The sequence below is a fragment of the Vibrio sp. Vb0937 genome (genome assembly GCF_033338855.1).
Genome location: NZ_JAWOTK010000001.1, coordinates 567,960 through 585,353 on the forward strand (window position 1 = coordinate 567,960; position 17,394 = coordinate 585,353).

Consider the following 17,394-nt stretch of genomic DNA (forward strand, 5'->3'; position numbering starts at 1 on the left):
GTGCAATAAAGTGAAAAGGGAAAGACATGAAAACGCTTATTTATGAAACGTTGATTAGCCTTGCTAACCAAGAACCAGAACAACATGCAAGAATCCGACAAAATCTCTATGAACAGTTGGATCTGCCGTTCGATAAGCAGCTGGCTTTGTATTCTTGTGCCCTTGGTCCTGCAAGTTCAGGCAAGTTGGAGAGCAGTCAAGGCATTAACAACGCGGTAGATTGCGCGGTTAAACTGCTTGAAACTCCTGAGCGCTAATTCACTCGTTGTTTTAATCACGGCCCGAACCCCAAGGGCCGTTTTTAATTGCGGTTAAATTGATTTCAACGTCGTTATTACTCTGCTCTTTCCGCTAGCACTTCTTTGAATGCAAACATGCCGTTTAATGCCGCGGGAAAACCTGCGTAGACGGACATCTGCAAAATGATCTCTTTAATCTCATCCTCGCTACAGCCTACATTCAGCGCTGCATTTAAGTGCACTTTTAGTTGCGGCGCGCAATTCCCCATTGCCGTTAGCGCGGCGACGGTTGCGATTTCTCTCGATTTTAGGTCTAAGCCCGGGCGAGCATAAATATCGCCAAACGGATACTCAATGGTGTACTGAGCTAAATCTGGACAAATATCTTGTAAGGTTTCGATGACATTATGACCAGCGTCGCCATCAATTTGAGAGAGTAGTTCTAATCCTTTGTTAAAGCGTGATTGTTCCATCGGTATGTTCCTAGTGAATAAACGTAAACACACCTTAATCGTTAGAGTTAACTCTAAGTCAACGAACTTTTCCGCTTTTATACAAGGCAATTTTTTCTTCTAGAGCCGATAAGTGCTTTTTCTGTTGCTCAATGTGGCGTTTGAGGTTTTCTTGGTGTTGTTCTAACAGGGCTTGACGTTGTGGTACAGATTGAGAGCCGACTTCCCTTAATTTGGCATATTCTAGAATCTCTTCAAGTGGCATTGCAGTTTCTTTTAAACGTTTAACAAAGCTTATCCAGTTTAGATCTTTCGAACTATACATTCGATGTCCACTCGCGTTTCTATGGACATGTTTAAGTAAACCGATTTTTTCATAGTATCGAAGAGTATGAGCAGATAGCCCGACGAGGTCAGAAAATTCTTTGATATTCAATATTATCCTCCAAGGTAGAGCATACCCCCATAGAGATAAGCTAAGTTTCGCATTTTGAAGTCATTTCGGGACAGATACAAACAGAAATCTTTAGTCTTTTAACACTAGGTATGGTGATTTACTGGATTTTTGAAACGCGCCAAACGTGATCCACCTGCCAGTTTCGTTTTATTAACAATTGATTACTCAACGGGTTGGCTTGGCTATTTTTATCCTTTGGGCCTATTTTAGGGCGTACATAGGTCTTATGTTCTATCTTTTTAAATTGAAGTTTTTGCTAAGCAAAACAATGTTTTAGGTTTGTGTTGGGCTATTTGGGTTGTATGTTGTGTGCCCGTTATTCACTCAGAACGATTTATCGCTGTGCAATGGATGAGTCGCTACGCCTTCGATTTCAGCCTTGAGTTAGTGCTAAAAGGGTGAGTGCCTCTGATGAATAGCTTTTATAATTTCGATTATTGAATTCACTCACAAAAAAATGCAAACAAGTAATCGTGAGTGGAAACGAGCAGGAGAACAACATGAGTGGCTCACAGGAAACACAATCATTCGGTGCAAACGTTATCTTACATGCGTTTGATTGGAAGTATGCTGACATTGCCCAACGAGCAAAAGAAATCCGCAAGCTTGGTTATGGCTCTGTGTTGGTTTCGCCACCAATGAAAAGCGCACACGATGAGCGCTGGTGGCAGCGTTATCAACCACAAGATTATCGTGTTATCGATAATGCCTTGGGTGATACCAAAGATTTTATTCATATGGTTCGTGAACTGGAGCAAGTTGGTGTGTGGGTTTATGCCGACGTAGTGTTTAACCATATGGCAAATGAGGCCCACCTTCGCAGAGACCTTCAGTACCCAAGACAAGAGGTCTTGGAGGAATACCAGAACAACAAGCAGAAATATCAGTCGCTAGCGTTGTTTGGCGATCTATCTCAACCACTTTTTGATGAAGAGGACTTTGTTGAAGCATTCGGCATCAAAGACTGGAAAGATAAGTGGCAGGTTCAAAACGGACGTATCACAGGTGGACCAACCGATCCTGGCTTGCCAACTCTTCGTGTTTGTGACCATGTCGTTGAGCAGCAGCGAGCGTACCTAAAAGCGCTGAAAGCTATTGGTGTGAAAGGTTTTCGTATTGACGCTGCGAAACACATGACGTTAGAGCATCTTAAGCGTGTTTGGACAGACGACATCACGCGGGATGTGCATATATTTGGTGAAATTATTACCGATGGCGGTGCGACGGAAGAAGAGTATCAGCTGTTTCTTGAGCCGTATCTACAGGAAACTCGCCTAGGTGCGTACGATTTCCCTTTGTTCTCAACCATGTTTAAGGCGTTTGCTAAAAAGGGCAGCTTCAAGTCTCTGATTGATCCCTATTGTTTTGGTCAGGCTTTGTCCCCCGGTCGTGCGATTACATTTGCTATCACACATGATATTCCTAACAATGATGTCTTTCTTGATCTCATCATGGACGAGGAAAACGAATGGTTAGCTTATGCCTATATTCTAGGCCGAGATGGTGGTGTGCCGTTGATTTATACCGACTTAAACACCAGCGGTATTAAAGGCAAAAATGGTCAGCCAAGATGGCAGGGTGCATGGAGCGATCCGAGTATGGCAAAAATGATCCAGTTCCATAATATGACGCATGGCGAGCCGATGAGTGTTCTTGAAGGTAACGATGACATGCTCGTACTTAAGCGAGGTGACAAAGGTATTGTGGTGCTTAATAAATCACAGCGTCAACAGTCTTTGACATTAAAAATCGATGGTAATTGGGTTGATTTGATGACAGAACAAATCATTCCAACTGACGGTAAGTTAATCGTACCATCTAAGTCGTCAATGTTACTCGTCGCGAACTAGAAGATGTACACACCGAGGTTAGCAATTTCGGTGTGTATGTTTTTCATCGTCATTCACGTTCTGCTGAAATTCAATATAAACTCAAACTCTCTCGTTTTTGCTAGAAATTTATGAGCACTCGTTAACGCAACATTCTGCTTTTAAAAAACCAATTACGTCATCTAAGCACTGATATTCTGCAACACAAAAAAGGGTTCTACCCTCACGGCGCTGGGTGAGAAGACCGGCTGAAGCAAGGCTAGAGATATGATGAGAGAGAGTGGATGCTGGAATGCCAAGCTTTTCTTGTACACCGCCTACCGCGATACCTTTGTATCCCGCTTTGACGACTTCTTTGTAAATACTTAAACGAGTCGGATGCCCTAACTCTTTTAGTGCTTTAGCAACGGCTTCAAGCTCCATACTGACCTCTAAAGAATGACCACAGTAATTTTGTTTCGATAATAGGGAAAGTCTCAGTAAATGCCAACTATTACGATCTCAGAACAATTTAAATCAGGTGAGATTCATGCTGGCTCATGCCTTCATGACAACAATTGTCTGTTCTAATGAGACAGATCAATCTTCATTATTATTTCACGCCACGTTCAAAATCCCTCGTCTACACTCAATGTTGAGTTGTCAGTTGGCAGACCAAGGAGGCGGCCATGATTGCGGTTCATAGAGATTATTGTTTGTCTAACAGTTCGGAGTTACATGCCCACGTTAAAGTCAATCCTGTCGGTAAATTAGAAGTTGAGATTGTTGAACTTCAAGAGCACCACACCACAGAGTTTGATGATTTGTCTTTTGAGAGTCGTGGGTGTGAAACTCGAATCTGTGGTAAAGAAGACACAACTCCGTGGCAGTTCAATCTTGCAGTTACTGATGCGTTAGAGCTTTCTCATTTAGTGGAAGAAGCAAACGAAGAGTATGAGATTTTAATGAATGATCTTATGTAATATCGAGAAGACCATTTTATTCTGCACGGCGTGTGGCTCTGTACTGAAAAAATAAAAACCTCCCAAGCGGGAGGTTTTTAATATGGAGTGCGTTATCGTTGGATAGGCTCTTCTCTTGGTGGTATTAGCTCTTGGACGTTATCTTCATTAAAGTCATCGGCGTAACCTTTAGGTGGCGGTGTCCAACCTCGTTCTGACCGCGATAGTTTGTCATGACGATCTTTTTGCATCTCTTCCGCCATTTTCTCCTCTAACTGAATAAACAGTTGTCGGAAATTGTTGTCATAGCGTTCACCTTCAGAATCATCTTCCCAAGCTTTGTAGAGTATTTCTGACTTACGTGCTTCAACACGCTTATATGTCGCCTTCTGTTGTTCAACAAAGAAGGGGTGAATGCCAAGTGCTTTCATTGTGTGACCGCCCATCTCCAATGCAGAATGGTAGGTCTCTGATTCAATAATATCAGCTCCCGCTTGACGCAAAAGATAGCCATGTCCACGGTCAAAGGCACGTGCAATCACTGTTACTTTTGGGTACGTGTGCTTAACGTACTTCACCAGTTCTACACTCGATTCTTGGTTATCAATCGCCACAACCAACGCAGCGGCGTGCTCAATGCCGGCTGTATGTAGCATATCTGGTCGAGTCGCGTCGCCAAAATAGGCGCGAGTGCCAATCTGGCGCATGTTATCGACTTGGTCAGATTGATGGTCAAGTACCACGGTAGTCACGCCGTTTGATACCAATAGGCGATTCACTATTTGTCCAAAGCGGCCGATGCCGGCGATGATCACCGTGCCTGTTTCCTCAATCGTATCGCTTTCGCGTTCATTTGACTGGCTTTCAAAGCGCGGCAGAATCACTCTATCAAAAAGAATAAACAAACCTGGTGTCAGGAACATCGAAATCGCAACCACTAACGCAAGAGTTTGTGAGAGTTCAAATGGGATGACGTGGTTTTGCACTGAAAAGCTTAGAAGCACAAAGCCGAATTCACCTGCTTGAGCCAAGCTTAGGGTAAACAGCCAGCGGTTGCTGCCTTTCACCCTAAATATCAGTGCAAGAATAAACAGCACCAAGGCTTTCAAAACCATCACGCCAATGGTCAATGCCATGACCAACCAGAAATCACCAAAAAGGACCGAGAAGTTGATCCCTGCGCCAACGGTAATAAAGAACAGACCTAACAATAGGCCTTTAAATGGTTCGATATTGGATTCTAACTCGTGGCGGAATTCACTGTTCGCCAATACAACGCCAGCCAAGAAGGTTCCTAAGGCAGGAGATAAGCCCACTAAACTCATCAGTGCAGCGATACCAATGACAAGCATGAGTGCAGTTGCGGTAAAGATTTCTCGCAAACCAGAGCTAGCCACATAATTGAGCAGAGGTCGACTTAAAAAGTGTCCACCAACGACGACGATTGCAATCGATGCTGTGATTACGATGCCGTATGCCCAGCCTGGCAACCCCGCAACGAGGCTTAATTCTTCATGGTGCGCTGCGGCTGTTTGAGCCGCGGACTGTGCCTGTTCAATTAATTCAGGTAAGGCCAATAGAGGAATGAACGCCAACATTGGTATCACTGCAATATCTTGAAAAAGCAACACGGAGAAAGCGTTTTGTCCACCTTCCGTCTTCGTTAATCCTTTTTCGCTAAAAGTTTGCAAAACAATCGCAGTAGAAGAGAGGGCGAAGATCAAACCTATGGCTAAGGCTATGGTCCAAGGCTGGTCAAAGTACAAGGCAATACCCATAATCGCCGCGACGGTACCACCGACTTGCAGACCTCCTAAACCCATTAAGCGATTGCGCATCGCCCACAACATTTTGGGTTCGAGCTCTAAACCAACGAGAAACAGCATCATCACCACGCCAAACTCGGCAAAGTGCTGTATTGTTGTTGTTTCTTCACCGACTAAACCGATAATTGGGCCAATGACCACACCTGCGATGAGATAGCCTAAAACGGACCCAAGTCCCAAACGCTTAGCAAGTGGGACTGCAATTACAGCAGCAATCAAATATACGAAGGCTTGTAAGAATATCCCTGTCATGAAGCCTCCTTAATGAGCTCTGGCAATGCGCTGTTAAGCTTGATTAATGATGCCGCAGCTTCAACATCCAACCTATCTTCGACTAAAGCTGTTAGCAGGCTCTTGTACCGCTCAACATGACGAGGGATTCGCCCTTCTTCATCGGCTGTACGTGCGCCAAACATCGCGAGAGGGGCAATGTAGTTCATGCCGGTCAGTGCGGACATTTGTTCAATAGGCGCAAGCAGTTGACGAATCGTAAAGTGGTTGTAGCCCTCTGCCTTATAAGCTTCTTCTTTACCCCCTGCAGACAGCACACAAAGCATGGTCTTGCCTTGCAGTGCTGTGCCATCTGTACCGTAAGCAAAGCCATATTCCAAAACCAGATCTTGCCACTCTTTTAAAATCGCAGGCGTTGAATACCAATATAGTGGGAATTGGAAAATCACCACGTCATGTTCACGTAAGCGTTGCTGCTCACGGTCGATATTAATATCGAAACGAGGGTATTCGCCATAGAGATCAACACATGTCACGCCTTCAATTTTTTGAGCTTCTTTGAAAAGTGGAGTATTCACTTCTGAACGATGCTGGGAAGGATGAGCAAAGAGAATGAGTACTTTTTTATTTGCCATAGGGATCCTTGCTATCTAAATAACCATGCCCAGTAGGAGCGCGGGTTGGTTAGAAAATGTAACTCATAAATGATCGCCAAGCTAGTTTGGAAAACTGTTTAAGCTGTTTCAATATTAATAAAAAACCACCAAATAAATTGGTGGTTTTGGGAAGCGTTACGTTTTACTAATCATGAATAGGGACGACTAGAATATCCACCGGTGACTTGTTAATTAAGTGTCTGGAGTAAGAAATAATCTTGCTCCAGAAATCTTGGTGGTGACCACAAATCAGAAGATCCACTTCTTGCTCTTTAATGGTGACCTCTAATTTATCAGCCAAGTCGCCAGTACCTACGAAGAAATGTTTAAGTGGGTAATCCATGTAATCACTAAATGTTTTTAAACATTCCATTGAATGCTCATTCAACGGCCTTTGATCCGGGTTTTCTTTAATGTCTACAAGCTCACGATAGATTTCTCCGTGCGTACCATCAATATGAATAAAGGAGATATCGGAGTCGAGATAGTTTGCCATTGATACCGCTCTGTCGATAAGCACGGTGCTTTCATCTGACAGTTCGAGTGCAACAAGGATATGTTTGTATTTCATAACCACGCCCTTATGTGGATTATCTTTACCCTAAGCATAGTATGGCTTGGATAAAAATTGTGTTGCTAAGATCTCGAAATTGTTCAAAGACTTGTTAAAAAGTTAATGTGATATAACAACTTACTGTGAAACTTTCTTTTTGTTCACATTTGGTTAGAAAGCTTGCTTTTTGAACAAAAAAGCGGCTACACTCTGCGCATCATTTCTCTAGGAGATTACGCCAACATGAAGAACTAAACCTGTCATCCATATTTTTACTTATTTTTTGGATCTGCAGGGTTAGTAGGCGTAGCTCACTCTCCGATATTTCTTTGCAACAAGACGACTTTTTGATTTGACGTATATCGTCGAGCTTTACATAGAGCTTAATGCGTTTGTGCACGCGTTTTGTTGCAATTTCAAATCATAGCTACGGCTGTTGTCCCTGTCATACAGGAGGCAAATTATGCCAGTTTTACAAGCTTTTAATGTTAGCCATCAGTTTGATAATGGCGATACGCTATTCCAGTCTATTTCTTGTTCCATGACTAAACGACGTGTAGGTTTGGTTGGGCGCAATGGCATCGGTAAGTCGCTTTTGGCTTCCATTTTGGCGGGCGAAACTCAGCCTGCCAGCGGTGTTGTGACTGCTCCCTCTTCTTTCATGATGTATCGCCAGCAGCCGTCTGATCTGCTTTCAGGTCAGCAATCGATCGCCCAGTTTCTGGGCAAAGATGCGGTCTTGCATGCTTTAAAGCAGATTGAACAAGGTGATGTTTCTGAGCATTGGTTCGAACTGGTTGGCGAACAGTGGGATATTGAACAGAAACTCAAACAGCAGCTTGCTGCGATGGGCTTGCCGCAAGACCCTGATTTCTCTTGTGCTCGGCTCAGTGGGGGGCAGTTAGCGCGTTTGCAGTTATGGCAATTGTTTGAAAACGAAGCGGAGCTTTTGATTCTCGATGAGCCATCCAATCACCTCGATACCGAGGCGAAACAATGGTTGATAGAGTCTATGAAGCATTTCGGTGGCGCGATTTTACTCATCAGTCACGATCGCGAGCTGCTTCGAGCAATGGAGGAAATTTGGGAACTCTCGGGCCTAGGCTTACAGGTTTTTGGTGGAAATTACGATGTGTATGCCGAGCAAAAACGCACTGAGTTACAAGCGGTCGAAAGGCAGTTAGCGCAGGTCGATAAACACAAAAAACGGTTAGCTGAGCAAGCCCAGAAAAATCGTGAAAAAGCAGACCAACGCGCCGCGCAAGGGAACAAACTGCGCAAAGACGGCAGTCAGCCCAAAACTTTGCTTGATGGCAAAAAGGATAGCGCGACCGCCAGCGCCTCAAATCGCAATAAGAATGAGCAACTCAGACAAGTGCATTTACAAGCCAAAGAGCGGGCGTTGCAATCGCGACATGAGCAGCTCAAAGCGCAAAAGCTTTATCTTGCAGATAATCCGAACCGTTCGAAAAAAGTGTTGTCGATACAAGAAGGTATATTGCCTTTTGGGGATTCTACTCCTATCACTTTGCAGATTTTTGCGAACGACAAAGTCCATCTCAAAGGGAAAAATGGCTGCGGAAAGTCAACCTTGTTAAAGACGTTGCTTGGTGAGTTGTCGTTGCTCAGTGGTGAGCTGCAAGTGAATACCCCCTTGTATTATCTCGACCAACACTTTGGCGCAGTGAATCCAAATCTTTCGTTACTTGAGAACGTAATGGAGACCTGCCAAGAGATGACGGAAAGTGAAGCGAGAACCTTATTGGCGGGGATCGGTTTTCGTCGAGACGCTGTGTTTCGGTTGGGATGCGTACTCAGTGGTGGCGAGAAGATGAAGCTCGCAATGCTGATCGTCAGCCATCAACACTCCCAGCCTTTGCTGCTGCTTGATGAACCAGATAACCATCTCGATCTCGAGTCAAAAATAATGCTTAGTCAGGCGTTAAATACATACAAAGGTGGATTTGTTCTGATTAGTCACGACCAAGATTTCGCTTCTGAGTCTGGGGTTTTGCGTCAAATCGAACTGAATTAGACGAAAGAGTAAACGCCATCGTAGCTCTTCAGTGTTGTTCCCAAGTTCTACACTTCCACTTACTGGTTTGTAGAACTGGCAGGAAATGAGGGAGTTAGGATGGCTTTCACAACTCGTTTAATGAAATTAGATTCATTTTGTCGATATATAGTAGAGTTCTGATGTATTGCACAAAAAGACAACAGAAAAATAAAAAGGAATTTCATGAAAAAGAACACCCTAGCATTCGCAACGGCTCTCGCACTCGGAAGTGTGTTGTCTGTGGCGCATGCAAATGAAGCGGCGCAGTCGTCGGTTGAACAAGTAACCCCGAAAGCCATCACGTATCCAACCACACAAAAAGTGGATGTTGTCGATGACTACTTTGGTACAAAAGTGAGTGATCCTTATCGCTGGTTGGAAGACGATCTCAGCCCAGAAACCGCAGAATGGGTGAAGGCACAAAATGCAGTGACGTTTGATTATCTGTCGAAAATCCCTTACCGCGAGCAGATTGAAGAGCGCATCACTAAGCTCATGGACTACGAAAAGCAAAGCCAACCGTTCAAAGAGGGTAAGTTCACTTATTTCTACAAAAATGACGGTTTACAAAACCAAGATGTGCTTTATCGGCAGCTAGGTGATGGTGAAGCAGAAATTTTCCTCGATCCAAATACTTTTAGTGAGGATGGCACCACATCGTTAGCGGGAGTGAGTTTTTCACGAGACGGTTCTTTGGTCGCATACAGCATTTCGGAAGGCGGTAGCGATTGGCGCAAAGTCATTGTGTTAGACACAGAAACCAAAAAGCCAGTCGGTGAAACGCTGGTGGATATTAAGTTCAGCGGCATCAGTTGGCTCGGCAATCAAGGTTTCTATTACTCAAGTTATGACAAGCCACAGGGGAGTGAACTCTCCGCGAAGACAGATCAACACAAACTCTACTTTCATAAACTTGGGACGAAACAAAGTGAAGACCAGCTGATTTTCGGCGGGTTTGAGGAAGAGAAATACCGTTATGTTGGCGGCTATACGTCGGATGATGAACGCTACTTGTTTATCTCAGCCAGCGTATCGACATCGGGTAACAAACTGTTCTTTAAAGATCTGAGTAAGCCAAACAGCCCACTTAAAACCATTTTAGATAACACCAGTTCTGATACTTGGGTAATAGACAACCAAGGCACGAAGCTGTACTTGGTTACGAACCTTAACGCGCCGAACAAACGCGTCGTGACGGTGGATGCGAGTCAGCCGCAGCCCAAAAACTGGAAAGATTTGATTCCTGAAACAAAGAATGTGTTACGCGTTTCTACCGCGGGTGGCAATTTGTTTGCGAGTTATATTGTTGATGCGATCTCGATGGTGAAGCAATACGACATGAACGGCAAACTCATCCGAGAAATCAAATTGCCTGATATTGGCAGCGCATACGGTTTCTCGGGTAAAAAAGATGAAACCGAAGTCTACTATTCTTTCACCAACTACAAGATGCCAAGCACTACGTATCGTCTGAACATCAAAGATGGTGATAGCGAGGTGTACTACAAATCTAAAGCGCCATTTGATCCAGCTTTGTATGACTCTCGCCAGGTGTTTTACACCTCAAAAGACGGAACAAAAGTGCCGATGATCATCACCTATAAAAAAGGGACACCGATGGACGGCAGTGCACCAACCATCCTATATGGTTATGGTGGTTTCAACATCAGCCTCACACCATCTTTTAACCCGACACGTGCGGCTTGGTTGGAGCTTGGTGGTGTTTACGCGGTAGCGAACATTCGTGGCGGTGGGGAGTATGGTAAAGAGTGGCACAACGCTGGCATTCAAATGCAAAAGCAAAATGTGTTTGATGACTTTATTGCGGCGGCTGAATACCTAATTGATGAAAAGGTAACGTCATCAAACAAGTTAGCCATTAACGGTGGATCGAATGGTGGCTTGTTAGTGGGGGCAGTTATGACGCAACGTCCAGAGCTGTTTAAAGTGGCGCTGCCAGCAGTCGGCGTACTGGACATGCTGCGTTATCATACTTTTACCGCAGGTGCTGGTTGGGCGTATGACTACGGTACGGCAGAGCAAAGTAAAGAGATGTTCCAATATCTGAAAGGTTATTCGCCAGTGCACAATGTAAAAGCGGGGGTGGAATACCCAGCAACATTGATTACAACGGGTGATCATGATGATCGTGTTGTTCCTGCTCACTCTTACAAATTTGCTGCTGAGTTGCAGTCAAAACAGGCGGGTTCAAATCCGACCTTGATTCGCATCGAAACCAATGCAGGACATGGTGCTGGCACACCAACGCGTAAAATAATTGAGACAAATGCAGATATTTATAGCTTTGCACTGTTCAATATGGGGATAGAGAAACTGCAATAGTGCGAATCGTTTGCGTTTTTAGTTAACGAAATGCATTGGTGCTTTTGCACTCGAAAATAAAAGGAGATCACAGAGTGTGATTTCCTTTCAATTTATTGTGGAGTAACTATTCTAAATTGACCGCAAGGCTAATTAAATTAAGGTATTTGCAATTTATTACAACTCTCTTCTTTACCTGAAGAGTAATATACGATACAAATAAAACTTGATCGCGATCACCTAACACCATTGCACTCCTTATTTATATGGTAAATTTAATTAATCATTTGTTCTAATGATAATTGAATTTTCATAAGTTTTAATATTCCCTTCTTCGTAAAGCTTACCAAATTTCAAGTTATATAAGATATAAGTAGCAGTGATTGAACTTTTACGACGCTTTATTTTATTTTAATTAAAACGTCTAATGTTTTGTCATTATTAAATTTGCTTTGATAATTTATATTATCCAAAGCGAGTTGTGTTGCTTGCTATTTATGATGACCTCATGACGTGAATAATTTTATAATCATTAAAATGGATACAGTTTTATGAATTTAGTGAAACCGTCTGTTGTTATCATGGCAGCAGCCCTTCAACTCGCGTCTTCTGCTTATGCTCAGACAAATAATGACGAAGAACTACAAGATATGTCTGACCCACTTGCGGTTTACACCCAAGCGGGCTTTGGTATTACTGACAAAGGCGCGAACATCAAAATCGGTCAAACATACCAATCTAGCCAGCCTGGCACTATGGCGATGAACATCATCGAAATGAAAGGCATTGGTGGTGAGCTATTTGGCATTCGCGACAATGACGATCCAATGTATGCCAATGTTGATGACAGCATTGACTCTTTCCGACTACGTAATTTCCAAGTAGAAGTCGCAAAAGGTCTAGGCCGTCAATTGGATGTAAACTACGATGTTGATAACGATAAATTAGATGCATCTTACAGCTTTATTCAAGGCCTACCTAAGTTTGGTATGTTGCAGTTATTTCCTTTAGCTGGTGCGGGTGTCACTATTGCTAATGATTTTAGTGATGATGACAAAGGTTATGAAATTCCAGGTACTTTCACCGTTGTTGGTATGTACTCAAAAATTGAATTAACCGATAAAATCTGGATTAACTACAACCCAATGTATATGCATACATTGTCAGGGTCTAGTCAATATAAAGACACTTATTACGCGGGTGAAGATAATATCTTAACTCATGAGTTTGCGTTGTCTTATCAAATTAATCCTCGCGCAAATATTCGTTACTTTGCAAACTGGAATGAGCACGTTAATTTCGGTGATGGTGATCACCGTATCGAATTTAACTACCAATTCTAACTCCCTCGTTTATTTCCAGAATAGAAAGTGTGTTTATCCATATATTTAAAAATTTAGGCTAGGGCACTTTCTACATAAAGTAGGTTTATCATGAAAGCCAAATATAAATTTGCGTTGGTATCTATTGCTATATCTTCTGCATTACTATCAGGATGCAAAACTGGCGATATCGCAACGAAAACTGCCCAAGCACCCTCTGTTGAAACCGTTACCCTAACCGAAACAAAAATCACTCCTTATCATACTTTTATCGGTCGAACTGAAGCGGTAAATGACGTTGATATTATGCCTCGAGTCGGTGGCGAATTAACCGCGATTCATTTTAAAGATGGCGATATGGTCGAAAAAGGCCAATTGCTGTTTGAAATCGACGACCGTCCTTACAAAGCGGCACTGGCGTATGCAAAAGCGTCGTTGCAAAAAGCAAAAGCACAACTCGTTCAAACTACGCGTGATGCAGAACGTGTGAAGAAACTCATCAAAGATAAAAGCATCAGTGAGCAGCAATACGATGACGCCATTGCTGCGCACGCCGCAGCGATTGCTTCGGTAGAAGAGGCGAAAGCGACGCTGGTTTCAGCAAGGCTCGATCTTGAATTTAGCTCTGTGCGTGCTCCTTTCTCTGGCCGCGTGGGTTTCAGCAACTTCCGAGTGGGTGACCGTATTTCGAAAATTCAACTCGTTCCTCTTGTTTCGATCACTCAAATCGACCCAATTCGCTTTGGCTTTGATGTGGATGAGAAGCTCTACCGCCGAGTAAGAAGTGCGATTGATGTGGCTCATCGTAACGATGACAAACTGGATGTTGATTTAACACTGACGCTTTCAGACGGTTCATTGTATCCACTTGATGGCAAGATCTACGCCGTTGGCAATAAGATCGATTTAGAAACAGGCTCAATTCGAGCAGAGGCACAATTCGATAATCCAACTTACGCGCTTATGCCGGGTGAATATGGCAACTTGACCATCAAGCTGCGCAACAAAACCATTGATGGTTTGCTTATCCCATCGGCGGCTGTTCAGCAAGACCAAGCGGGTGACTACGTCATGGTGGTTGGTGATGATCACGTGGTGTCTCGTCGTAACGTTGAACTCGGTCAGACCTACGGTGTGAAACGTGCTGTGCTGACTGGTTTGGCGGCTAACGAAAAAGTCATCGTCAATGGTCTTCAAAAAGTGCGTCCGGGTGCAACGGTGAAAGACGTTGAACTACAGAGTGAACAAGGCTGAGTGAGTACTGATGTTAAGTAAATTTTTCATTCACCGGCCGAAGTTTGCTTTGGTGATCTCACTGGCGATGACATTGATGGGTATGATCGCTCTGAAAGTCTTGCCAATTTCTGAGTATCCTCAAATCTCTCCAACGGTAATTACGGTGAGCACCATGTATCCGGGTGCAAACGCGGACGTGGTTAAAAAGACGGTAGCACAACCGATAGAAGCCAAAGTCAATGGCGTTGAAGACATGATTTACATGTCTTCTGTGATTGGTAACGATGGCTCATACACATTGCGTATTTACTTCCGAGTGGGCGCAGATGGCGATATGGCGCAGGTTCGTGTGAACAACTTGGTGGCACAGGCGACGTCATCTCTACCACAAGAAGTAAACCAAATCGGTGTGACGGTTAAGAAGAAATCTTCCGACATGCTGGGCGTTATCACACTGCGTTCCCCGAAACAGTCTTACGACAGTATCTACCTTTCTAACTACGCGGATCTCAATATCGTTGAGCGTCTAAAACGTATCGAAGGTATGAGTGACATTACGCTGCTGGGTAAGAAAGACTACTCAATGCGTATTTGGTTGAACCCAAATAAACTGGCCACCTTGAAGCTTTCTGCTAGCGATGTTATTGGCGCAATTAAAACGCAAAACATCCAAGTGGCGGCGGGTAAGATCGGTGGTATGCCAGCTCCGGGTGATCAGCAATATCAATATGTTTTGCAAACCAAAGGTCGCCTTACTTCTGCGGAAGAGTTCGAGAACATCATCATCCGCGCGAGCAAGAAAGGTTCTTTGATTCGCTTGAAAGATGTGGCTCGTGTGGAAGTTGGCGCACAAGGTTACGAAGCTGATGGTCGTATGAATAACGAACCAGCCGCCGTTCTGGCCTTGTACCAGTTGCCGACAGCGAACGCGCTAGACGTGATGGAACGCGTGAAAGAGGCCATGAAAGAGTACGAGAAATCGTTCCCAGATGATTTGGTCTACGACATCGCGTATGACTCTACCGAATACGTAGAGACGTCGATTGATGAAGTGTATGAGACGCTAGTGATTGCGGTACTTCTTGTAACCTTCGTTGTGTACGTTTTCTTGCAGAACTGGCGAGCGACCATCATTCCAACCTTAGCGATTCCGGTTTCCATCATTGCGACGTTTGCAATCATGGGCGTGATGGGCATGACCATTAACACGATCTCGTTGTTTGGCTTGATCCTCGCCATCGGTATCGTGGTGGACGATGCGATCATCGTGGTAGAGAACGTGGAACGGGTTATCCATGAAGAGCATTTAGACCCGATTCCGGCCACTATCCAAGCTATGAAAGAAGTGACGGGGCCAGTATTGGCAACAACGCTTATTTTGTTGGCGGTATTCGTACCGGTTGCGCTATTGCCGGGTATTTCTGGTCGAATGTTCAACCAGTTCGCGGTCACCATCTGTGTGTCGGTGCTGATCTCTGCGATCAACGCATTAACGTTAACGCCAGCGCTTTGTGCGTTGATGTTGAAATCAACTCACTCACAACCTATTGCGCCTTTGCGTGCGTTTAACCGCGGTTTTGAAGCAATAACGCGCAAATACCAAGGTTTAGTTGGCTTCTTGAGCCGCCGCATTGTGCTGAGTATCGGTGTGTATGGCGCGCTTATTGCGGTGCTGGCATTTGCGTTCATGACCGTACCTTCTTCTTTCGTTCCGAACGAAGACAAAGGCGTGTTCATGGTCGAAATGCGTTTGCCAGACGCAGCAGCATTGCAGCGTACTGCACCATTAATGAAGAAGTACGTTGATGAGCTAAAACAGATGGAAGGTGTGGAGAACGTGGTTTCGGTTGCGGGCTTCTCGGTAATTAACATGGCGTCGATTCCAAACTCGGGCATGTTGATCATCAAACTGGATAACTGGAGCAAACGTAAAGACCCTGAGCTACACCAACGCGCATTGATGAATAAAGTTAATCAAATGCTGAACTCAACGCCAGATGCCGCTTCGTTCGTTTTCGCGACGCCGGCAATCAAAGGCATGGGTGCGGTGGATGGTTTCAACCTTGTGCTGCAAGACAACTTGGGCCGTTCTCCACAAGAGTTGGCAAAAACAACCGCTGATTTTGTTGCCCAAATCAATCAACTGCCTGAAGTGGCGCGTGCGTTCTCGATTTTCCGTGCGAATATTCCGCAACGTTACATCGATATTGACCGCGATAAAGCGATTTCGATGGGCGTACCGTTGAATGAAATCTTCAGCACACTGCAAGCACAGTTGGGCGGTGCCTACATTTCTGACTTCAACTTGTTTGGTCGTTCGTACCAAGTGAAAGTGCAAGCAGAAGAGCAATACCGTGACAACATCGACGACATCGACCATCTGTTTGTTCGTTCAAGCTCTGGAAAAATGGTGTCACTGGCAACGCTAGTGAAAGTGAAGCCGATCTTCGGCCCTGATACCTTGTCGAACTACAACATGTTCAGTTCTGCAACCGTGAACGGTGCGCCAGCGCCAGGTTACAGCTCGGGTGATGTTGTAAAAGCCATTGAAAAACTGGCTGCGGAATCTTTGCCAAGTGGTTACTCGTACGAGTGGTCAGGCATGACTTACCAAGAGATGAAAGCAGGCAACATGGCACCAATCGCGTTCGCATTGTCTTTGCTGTTCACCTACTTGTTCTTGGTGGCTCAGTACGAAAGTTGGACCATTCCTGCTGCGGTAATGATGGCGGTTCCAGTCGCGATTCTCGGCGCAATGGGCACGCTACTGCTGGTGGGACAACCGTTCGATTTGTACGTGCAGATTGGTGTGGTCATCTTGATCGGTATGTCCGCCAAAGTGGCGATTCTTATCGTGGAATTTGCCAAAGTTCTGCGAGAAGAAAAGGGCTTATCCATCATTGATGCTGCCAAAGAAGCTGCTCGAATTCGTTTCCGTGCAGTACAGATGACCGCATTCGCCTTCATCTGGGGGGTATTCCCGTTGGTGATTGCATCGGGTGCTGGTGCGGCATCTCGTCACTCACTGGGCTTTGCGGTATTCGGCGGCATGATTCTCTCTACGTTTGTAGGCACGTTGCTGACGCCGGTGTTCTTCGTGATGATGCAATCTCTGCGCGAGAAGTTTAAGCGAAAGAAACCCACTGAACTTGAGGTGAGCGAGCAATAACGCTGATTTCAACCGACTGACTCCACAACACCCCCACGCTGTGTACGATTGGCCAATGCCTTTCATTGATATACAACCACCGTCGCAGCGTGGGTTCCCCTAACA

14 protein-coding genes are annotated in these 17,394 nt (G+C 44.6%); 8 read left to right on the plus strand and 6 right to left on the minus strand.

Annotated elements, in window-relative coordinates:
- The first annotated feature begins 26 nt into the window (after positions 1–26).
- On the plus strand, positions 27–257 hold the full coding sequence (locus R7P67_RS02565) for a PAS factor family protein (protein WP_005375384.1): 231 nt from the start codon (positions 27–29) through the stop codon (positions 255–257).
- 77 nt (positions 258–334) lie between these two features.
- Here the strand turns inward: R7P67_RS02565 and R7P67_RS02570 are convergent, their stop codons facing one another.
- Positions 335–712 carry a carboxymuconolactone decarboxylase family protein gene (locus tag R7P67_RS02570; protein ID WP_005375385.1) on the minus strand — a complete coding sequence of 126 codons (378 nt, stop codon included), beginning with the start codon at positions 710–712 and terminating at the stop codon, positions 335–337.
- A gap of 58 nt (positions 713–770) precedes the next feature.
- Positions 771–1,127, minus strand: coding sequence for a MerR family transcriptional regulator (locus tag R7P67_RS02575; RefSeq protein WP_005375386.1), 357 nt, complete (start codon positions 1,125–1,127; stop codon positions 771–773).
- A 521-nt stretch (positions 1,128–1,648) separates the two neighbouring features.
- On the opposite strand from R7P67_RS02575, the gene R7P67_RS02580 reads away from it, so the two are divergent.
- Positions 1,649–2,998, plus strand: coding sequence for an alpha-amylase family protein (locus R7P67_RS02580; RefSeq protein ID WP_213906041.1), 1,350 nt, complete (start codon positions 1,649–1,651; stop codon positions 2,996–2,998).
- Between the two features lie 108 nt (positions 2,999–3,106).
- Here the strand turns inward: R7P67_RS02580 and R7P67_RS02585 are convergent, their stop codons facing one another.
- Positions 3,107–3,400, minus strand: a complete 294-nt coding sequence (locus R7P67_RS02585; protein WP_005375388.1) for an ArsR/SmtB family transcription factor — start codon at positions 3,398–3,400, stop codon at positions 3,107–3,109.
- Positions 3,401–3,645: 245 nt separating this feature from the next.
- Between R7P67_RS02585 and R7P67_RS02590 the strand changes: the two genes are divergently transcribed.
- Positions 3,646–3,939 (plus strand): hypothetical protein, encoded by a 294-nt coding sequence (locus tag R7P67_RS02590; protein WP_262652915.1) that lies wholly within the window; start codon positions 3,646–3,648, stop codon positions 3,937–3,939.
- 92 nt (positions 3,940–4,031) lie between these two features.
- On the opposite strand, the gene R7P67_RS02595 is transcribed toward R7P67_RS02590, so the two are convergent.
- The 3 genes from R7P67_RS02595 to R7P67_RS02605 form a co-directional block, all read right to left on the minus strand.
- Positions 4,032–5,996 (minus strand): monovalent cation:proton antiporter-2 (CPA2) family protein, encoded by a 1,965-nt coding sequence (locus R7P67_RS02595; protein ID WP_213897571.1) that lies wholly within the window; start codon positions 5,994–5,996, stop codon positions 4,032–4,034.
- Positions 5,993–6,610, minus strand: coding sequence for an NAD(P)H-dependent oxidoreductase (locus R7P67_RS02600; protein ID WP_005375391.1), 618 nt, complete (start codon positions 6,608–6,610; stop codon positions 5,993–5,995). Before R7P67_RS02600 ends, R7P67_RS02595 begins: the two co-directional genes overlap by 4 nt.
- 166 nt (positions 6,611–6,776) lie before the next feature.
- On the minus strand, positions 6,777–7,202 hold the full coding sequence (locus R7P67_RS02605; RefSeq protein ID WP_005375398.1) for a universal stress protein: 426 nt from the start codon (positions 7,200–7,202) through the stop codon (positions 6,777–6,779).
- Positions 7,203–7,647: 445 nt separating this feature from the next.
- Here R7P67_RS02605 and R7P67_RS02610 point away from each other — a divergent pair, with 445 nt between their 5' ends.
- From R7P67_RS02610 to vmeQ, 5 genes are all read left to right on the plus strand, one after another.
- On the plus strand, positions 7,648–9,219 hold the full coding sequence (locus tag R7P67_RS02610) for an ATP-binding cassette domain-containing protein (RefSeq protein WP_262652918.1): 1,572 nt from the start codon (positions 7,648–7,650) through the stop codon (positions 9,217–9,219).
- A 204-nt stretch (positions 9,220–9,423) separates the two neighbouring features.
- The gene (locus R7P67_RS02615; protein WP_274026231.1) at positions 9,424–11,583 is read left to right on the plus strand and encodes a prolyl oligopeptidase family serine peptidase; all 2,160 of its coding nucleotides are present in this window, start codon (positions 9,424–9,426) and stop codon (positions 11,581–11,583) included.
- A 530-nt stretch (positions 11,584–12,113) separates the two neighbouring features.
- Entirely contained in the window at positions 12,114–12,905 is a 792-nt protein-coding gene (locus R7P67_RS02620) for a hypothetical protein (protein WP_005488175.1), read from the plus strand.
- 90 nt (positions 12,906–12,995) lie between these two features.
- Positions 12,996–14,138 (plus strand): efflux RND transporter periplasmic adaptor subunit VmeP, encoded by a 1,143-nt coding sequence (gene vmeP / locus R7P67_RS02625; protein ID WP_005391278.1) that lies wholly within the window; start codon positions 12,996–12,998, stop codon positions 14,136–14,138.
- Between the two features lie 10 nt (positions 14,139–14,148).
- The gene (gene vmeQ, locus R7P67_RS02630; protein ID WP_005459706.1) at positions 14,149–17,289 is read left to right on the plus strand and encodes an efflux RND transporter permease subunit VmeQ; all 3,141 of its coding nucleotides are present in this window, start codon (positions 14,149–14,151) and stop codon (positions 17,287–17,289) included.
- The last annotated feature ends 105 nt before the right edge of the window (positions 17,290–17,394 follow it).